The sequence below is a fragment of the Modestobacter sp. KNN46-3 genome, from assembly GCF_011039295.1.
Map to the genome: position 1 here is coordinate 21,556 of NZ_JAAKGN010000053.1, position 6,635 is coordinate 28,190.

Here is a 6,635-nt window from a genome sequence, read left to right on the forward strand (position 1 = left end):
CTCGAGAGGAACCGCCCGATGCCCGACCTCAAGCCCACCCCTGAGGACAAGTTCACCTTCGGCCTCTGGACCGTCGGCTGGCCGGCCGCGGACCCGTTCGGCACCGCCACCCGTGCGCCGGTGGACGTCGTCGAGTCGGTGCACCGTCTCGCCGAGATGGGCGCCTACGGCGTCACCTTCCACGACGACGACGTGATCCCGTTCGGCAGCGACACCGCCGCCCGGGATGCCCACATCAAGCGCTTCCGAGCCGCGATCGACGAGACCGGACTGGTCGTCCCGATGGTGACCACCAACCTGTTCACCCACCCGGTGTTCAAGGAGGGTGGCCTGACCGCCAACGACCGCGAGGTGCGCCGCTACGCGATGCGCAAGGTCATGCGGAACATGGACCTGGCCGCCGAGCTGGGCGCGCAGACCTACGTGCTGTGGGGCGGCCGCGAGGGCGCCGAGGTCGACATGGCCAAGGACCTCATCGCCGCGCTGGACCGCTACGCCGAGTCGATCGACACCCTGGCCGCCTACTCCGAGGCCCGTGGCTACGGCTTGAAGTTCGCCCTGGAGCCCAAGCCGAACGAGCCCCGCGGCGACATCTTCCTGCCCACCATCGGGCATGCGCTGGGCTTCATCGCCAAGCTCGAGCACTCGCACCTGGTGGGGCTGAACCCGGAGACCGGGCACGAGCAGATGGCGAACCTGAACTTCACCCACGGCATCGCCGAGGCGCTGTGGGCCGGCAAGCTGTTCCACATCGACCTCAACGGCCAGCACGGCCCCAAGTTCGACCAGGACCTGGTGTTCGGCCACGGTGACCTGCTGCAGGCCTTCTCCACCGTCGACCTGCTGGAGAACGGCGGCGTCGACGGCGCACCGGCCTACGACGGCCCGCGGCACTTCGACTACAAGCCGCTGCGCACCGAGGACATGGACGGCGTGTGGCGCTCGGCCGCGGCGAACATCCGCACCTACCTGCTGCTCAAGGAGCGGGCCGCGGCGTTCCGCGCCGACCCGGAGGTGCAGGAGGCCCTGGCCGCGGCGCGGGTGCCCGAGCTGCGCCAGCCCACCCTCGCCGCGGGCGAGACGTTCGAGGACCTGCTCGCCGACCGGTCGGCGTTCGAGGACTTCGACGCCGAGGCCGTCGCCAAGCGGGGGGCCGGCGTCGTCCGGGTCGACCAGCTGATGCTCGAGCACCTGCTCGGCGCCCGCTGATTCCCACCGGACACCGATCGGAGACAGTGCAGTCGTGACACTGGTGGCCGGGGTCGACTCGTCGACCCAGTCGTGCAAGGTCGTCGTCCGGGACGCCGAGACCGGTCGTCTGGTCCGTGAGGGCCGGGCGACCCACCCGGAGGGCACCGAGGTCGATCCCGCCGCCTGGGAGGCGGCGCTGCGGACGGCGATCGACGAGGCCGGCGGCCTCGCCGACGTCGCCGCGGTCGCCGTCGGCGGGCAGCAGCACGGGATGGTGTGCCTGGACGCCGACGGCGAGGTCGTCCGCCCGGCCCTGCTGTGGAACGACACCCGTTCCGCCCAGGCCGCCACCGACCTCACCGCCGAGCTCGGCGGCGGGCAGGCGTGGGCCGACGCCGTCGGCCTCGTGCCGGTCGCGTCGTTCACCGTCACCAAGCTGCGCTGGCTGGCAGAGCACGAGCCGGAGAACGCGGCCCGGACGGCGGCGGTCTGCCTCCCGCACGACTGGCTCACCTGGCGGCTGGCCGGCTCGCCCGATCTCGACGGCCTGGTCACCGACCGGGGCGACGCCAGCGGCACCGGCTACTGGTCGCCGATCACCGGGGACTACCGGACCGACCTGCTGGAGCGGGCGTTCGGGCGCACACCGGTGCTGCCCCGGGTGCTGGGGCCGGCGGAGCGGGCCGGGCAGGTGGCCGGCGGTGCGCTGGCCGCCGACGGCGGGGCGCTGCTCGGTCCGGGCACCGGTGACAACGCCGCCGCGGCGCTCGGCATCAACGCCGAGCCCGGCGACGTCGTCCTGTCCATCGGCACCTCCGGTGTGGTCTCCACCGTCTCCACCACCCCGTCGGCCGACCCGACCGGCACCGTCGCCGGGTTCGCCGACGCCACCGGCAACTTCCTGCCCCTGGTCGTCACGCTCAACGCCGCCCGGGTGCTGGACGCAACGGCCCGTCTCCTCGGGGTGGACCACGACGAGCTGTCCCGGCTGGCGCTGACCGCGCCCGCCGGCTCCGGCGGCCTGGTCCTGGTCCCCTACCTGGAGGGGGAGCGGACGCCGGACGAGCCGTACGCCACCGGCGCGCTGCACGGGCTGACCCTGTCGACCGCCGAGCCCGCCCACCTGGCGCGCGCCGCGGTGGAAGGGCTGCTGTGCGGCCTGGCCGACGGGCTCGAGGCGATCGCCGCCCAGGGCAACCCGGTGCGCCGGGTGCTCCTGGTCGGCGGTGGCGCCCGCTCCGAGGCAGTGCGCCGGCTGGCCCCAGCGGTGCTCGGGGTGCCGGTGCTCGTGCCGCCGCCGGGGGAGTACGTCGCCGACGGCGCCGCCCGCCAGGCCGCATGGGTGCTGGCCGGCGGGGACACCCCGCCGATCTGGCCCGCGACCAGCACACAGACCTACGAGGCGGATCCGATCCCGTTCGTGCGCGATCGGTACGCGGAGGTCCGGGAGATGACCGCCGACCGGGTGTGAGCACCCGACGCCGTCGCAAGGCGGTGAGACAGGCACGGCACCACGACGTCCACGGCACCACCCACTCGGATCGTCCGGCACGTTCCTGCCGGTAGGAGGACACACCATGGCCACCGTCACCTTCGACTCCGCGACCCGGATCTACCAGGGGGGCGAGCGACCCGCGGTCGACTCGCTGGACCTGCAGGTGGAGGACGGGGAGTTCCTCGTGCTCGTCGGGCCCTCGGGCTGTGGGAAGTCGACCTCGCTGCGGATGCTCGCCGGGCTGGAGGAGATCGACGCGGGTCGCATCCTCATCGGGGACCGCGACGTCACCGACGTGGCGCCGAAGGACCGGGACATCGCGATGGTGTTCCAGAACTACGCGCTCTACCCGCACATGACCGTGGGCGAGAACATGGGCTTCGCGCTGAAGATCGCCGGGATGGGCAAGGAGGAGCGCCGCACCCGGGTGGAGGAGGCGGCGAAGCTGCTGGACCTCGAGCCGTACCTGGACCGCAAGCCGAAGGCGCTGTCCGGTGGGCAGCGGCAGCGCGTCGCGATGGGCCGGGCGATCGTCCGTCAGCCGCAGGTCTTCCTGATGGACGAGCCGCTGTCCAACCTGGACGCCAAGCTGCGCGTCCAGACGCGGACGCAGATCGCCTCGCTGCAGCGCCGGCTGGGCATCACCACCGTCTACGTCACCCACGACCAGGTCGAGGCGATGACCATGGGGGACCGGGTGGCGGTGCTCAAGGACGGCCTGCTCATGCAGGTCGGCGCTCCCCGTGAGCTGTACGACCGCCCGGCGAACGCCTTCGTGGCCGGCTTCATCGGCTCCCCGGCGATGAACCTGTTCGAGGTGCCGGTCGTCGACGGCGGTGTCCGGTTCGGCACGGCCCTGCTCCCCGTGGCACGCGACGTGGCGGGCTCCGACCCCAGGCTCGTGCTCGGGGTGCGGCCCGAGGACCTCGACCTCTCCGCCGAGGGCCTGCCGGTGGAGATCGACGTGGTCGAGGAGTTGGGCGCGGACGCGTACCTGTACGGCCGGGCCCTGTTCGAGGCCGAGGAGCAGCAGGTCATCGCCCGGGTCGACGGCCGTCGTCCCCCTCGCGCAGGGGAGGTCGTCCACGTGACGGCCCGCCCGGACCACGTGCACCTGTTCTCCGTCGCCACCGGGGCGCGCCTGGCATGACGGTCCTGCCCACCGGGGAGCAGTTCACCCTCACCTGCGCCGACGCCGAGGCGACCGTGGTCGAGGTCGGGGGCGGGCTGCGGTCCTACCGTGTCGCCGGCCGCGACATCGTGGACGGCTATGCCGAGCACGAGATGGCCGGCAACGCGCGTGGCCACGTCCTGGCGCCGTGGCCCAACCGGCTGCGCGACGGCCGCTACACCTGGGACGGCGAGGAGCACTCCACGCCGGTGTCGGAGCACGAGACCGGCAACGCGATCCACGGCCTCGTCCGCTTCCTGCCCTGGCGGGTGGTCGACCGGACCGGTGACTCGGTGCGGCTGGAGCTCCTGCTCCACCCGCAGCCGGGCTACCCGTGGACGCTGCGGCTGCAGGTCGGCTACGAACTGACGCCGGCCGGGCTCAGCGTGCAGACCACCGCCACCAACGAGGGCGACGTCGCGCTGCCCTACGGCGAGGGCCACCACCCCTACCTCGCCGCCGGCGCCGGGCTGCGCGTCGACGACTGCACGCTGGTCGCTCCCGGGGCCACCCGGCTGGAGACCGACGAGCGCGCGCTGCCCACCGGCGCGAAGCAGGTCGACGGCACGCCCTACGACCTGCGTGCGGGCCGGACGATCGGGGAGCAGCGCATCGACCACTGCTTCACCGACCTCGAGCGGGACGCCGACGGGCTGGCGTGGGTGCGGTTCACCGGCCCCGACGGGCACGGTGCCGCGGTCTGGCTGGACAGGGCCTACAGCCACCTGCAGCTGTTCACCGGCGACGTGGTGCCCGAGCCGCGCCGTCGGCAGGGGCTGGCGGTCGAGCCGATGACCTGTCCGCCGAACGCCTTCGCCACCGGGGAGTCGGTGATCCGCCTGGAGCCGGGCGAGTCGACCACCGCGACCTGGGGCCTCACGCCCCTGGGCTGAGCCGACCGACCACCTCTCCCGCCGTCCGGCGGGAGAGGTGGCGCGGGCTCCGTAGACTCGATCGAGGTGCACGGCTACCCGTGCACCGCATCGATCGAGGAGAGTGCTGTGGCCGTCCGAGCCATCCGCGGTGCGACCCAGGTGGCCGCCGACGACCGGGACGAGGTCCTGGAGGCCACCCGGGAGCTGGTGAGCACGGTCCTGGCGCGCAACGAGCTGGACCCCGCTGACCTGATCAGCATCCTGTTCACCGCCACCCCCGACCTGGTGTCGGAGTTCCCGGCGCTGGCCGCGCGGGAGCTGGGGCTGGGCGACGTGCCGCTGATGTGCGCCACCGAGATCGCGGTGCCGCACGCCCTGCCGCGGGTGCTGCGGCTGATGGCGCACGTCGAGACCGACCGGGACCGGGCCGCCGTCCAGCACGTCTACCTGCGCGGGGCCGTGGCGCTCCGCCGGGACATCGCGCAGTGAGTGAGCAGGGGGGTGCAGCAGTGAGCGGGTTCCTCGGCCAGGTGACCCTGGACGGGCCGTCGGGGACCGGGAAGTCCAGCGTCGCCCGCGACGTCGCCGCCCGCCTGGGGGCGGCCTACCTGGACACCGGCGCCATGTACCGGGCGGCGACCGTCGCGGTGCTCGACGCCGGGGTCGACCTGACCGACACCGACGCCGTGACCCGCGCCGTCGCCTCCGCCGACATCCAGGTGGGGACGTCGGCCGGCGCCGAGCTGGTGCTGGTCGACGGCGTGGACGTGGCAGCCCGGATCCGGGGGGCAGAGGTGACCCGCACGGTGTCGCCGGTCTCCGCCGTCCCGGCCGTGCGCCGGATGCTGGTCGACCGCCAGCGCGCGCTGGTCGCCGAGGCCGACGCGGTCGTCGTCGAGGGCCGGGACATCGGCACCGTCGTCCTGCCCGACGCCACCCTGAAGGTCTACCTGACCGCCGCACCCGAGGCCCGCGCCCAGCGGCGGGCCGGTCAGCTGGGGGTCACCGACCCCGCCAAGATCGCCGAGATCGCCGCGGACCTGCGGCGTCGCGACGAGTACGACAGCAGCCGGGCCGACAGCCCGCTGCGCCCAGCTGTCGACGCCGTGGTCGTCGACAGCACCGGGCTGGACCGTGATGCCGTGGTCGAGCGTGTGCTCGACCTGGCGCGCACTGCAGTGGGAGCAGCATGAGCACCGACACCGACACCGACGTCCCCGGCGGCGACGAGCCCACCGGCCCGCTCCCGGTGGTGGCCATCGTGGGGCGGCCGAACGTCGGCAAGTCGACCCTGGTCAACCGATTCCTGGGCCGCCGCGCCGCCGTCGTCCAGGACATCCCGGGCGTCACCCGGGACCGCATCCCGTACCAGGCGCTGTGGAACGGCAAGAACTTCACCGTCGTCGACACCGGCGGTTGGGAGCCGAAGGCGACCGGCATGGCCGCCTCCATCGCCCGGCAGGCCGAGTACGCGATGAAGACCGCCGACGTCATCGTGCTGGTCGTGGACGCCGCGGTCGGGGTGACCGAGACCGACCTGGCCGCCGCCCGGGTGCTGCGGCGCAGCACCACGCCGGTGATCCTGGTGGCCAACAAGGTGGACGACGAGCGGGGCGAGTCGAACGCGGCCGAGCTCTGGTCGCTGGGCCTGGGAGAGCCGTTCTCGGTCAGTGCACTGCACGGCCGGGGGAGCGGTGACCTGCTCGACCTGGTGCTGGATGCGATGCCGGAGGCGCCCCGCGAGCAGGACGACGTGGGCGGTCCCCGCCGAGTGGCCCTCGTCGGCCGGCCGAACGTGGGCAAGTCCAGCCTGATCAACCGGCTGTCCAAGGAGGAGCGCTCGGTCGTCGACTCGGTGGCCGGCACCACGGTCGACCCGGTCGACTCCCTGGTGACCCTCGGC

7 protein-coding genes are annotated in these 6,635 nt (G+C 73.5%); all 7 read left to right on the top strand.

Going from position 1 to position 6,635, the window contains the following annotated elements; genetic code table 11:
• Positions 1 to 18: 18 nt before the first annotated feature.
• Positions 19 to 1,209, top strand: a complete 1,191-nt coding sequence (gene xylA / locus G5C62_RS13050) for a xylose isomerase (RefSeq protein WP_164701327.1) — start codon at positions 19 to 21, stop codon at positions 1,207 to 1,209.
• A 34-nt stretch (positions 1,210 to 1,243) separates the two neighbouring features.
• Complete coding sequence (gene xylB, locus G5C62_RS13055) at positions 1,244 to 2,662, top strand: xylulokinase (protein ID WP_164701328.1); 1,419 nt, start codon at positions 1,244 to 1,246, stop codon at positions 2,660 to 2,662.
• A 106-nt stretch (positions 2,663 to 2,768) separates the two neighbouring features.
• Positions 2,769 to 3,836: an ABC transporter ATP-binding protein gene (gene ugpC, locus G5C62_RS13060; RefSeq protein WP_164701329.1), complete on the top strand. Its 1,068-nt coding sequence runs from the start codon at positions 2,769 to 2,771 to the stop codon at positions 3,834 to 3,836.
• Positions 3,833 to 4,750: an aldose 1-epimerase family protein gene (locus tag G5C62_RS13065; protein ID WP_164701330.1), complete on the top strand. Its 918-nt coding sequence runs from the start codon at positions 3,833 to 3,835 to the stop codon at positions 4,748 to 4,750. Before ugpC ends, G5C62_RS13065 begins: the two co-directional genes overlap by 4 nt.
• Positions 4,751 to 4,858: 108 nt before the next feature.
• Complete coding sequence (gene aroH / locus G5C62_RS13070) at positions 4,859 to 5,221, top strand: chorismate mutase (protein WP_164701331.1); 363 nt, start codon at positions 4,859 to 4,861, stop codon at positions 5,219 to 5,221.
• 20 nt (positions 5,222 to 5,241) lie between these two features.
• The gene (cmk, locus tag G5C62_RS13075) at positions 5,242 to 5,925 is read left to right on the top strand and encodes a (d)CMP kinase (protein ID WP_164701332.1); all 684 of its coding nucleotides are present in this window, start codon (positions 5,242 to 5,244) and stop codon (positions 5,923 to 5,925) included.
• Positions 5,922 to 6,635, top strand: a 714-nt coding sequence (locus G5C62_RS13080) for a GTPase (RefSeq protein ID WP_164701333.1), incomplete at its 3' end; no start/stop codon positions are given. The genes cmk and G5C62_RS13080, both read left to right, overlap by 4 nt.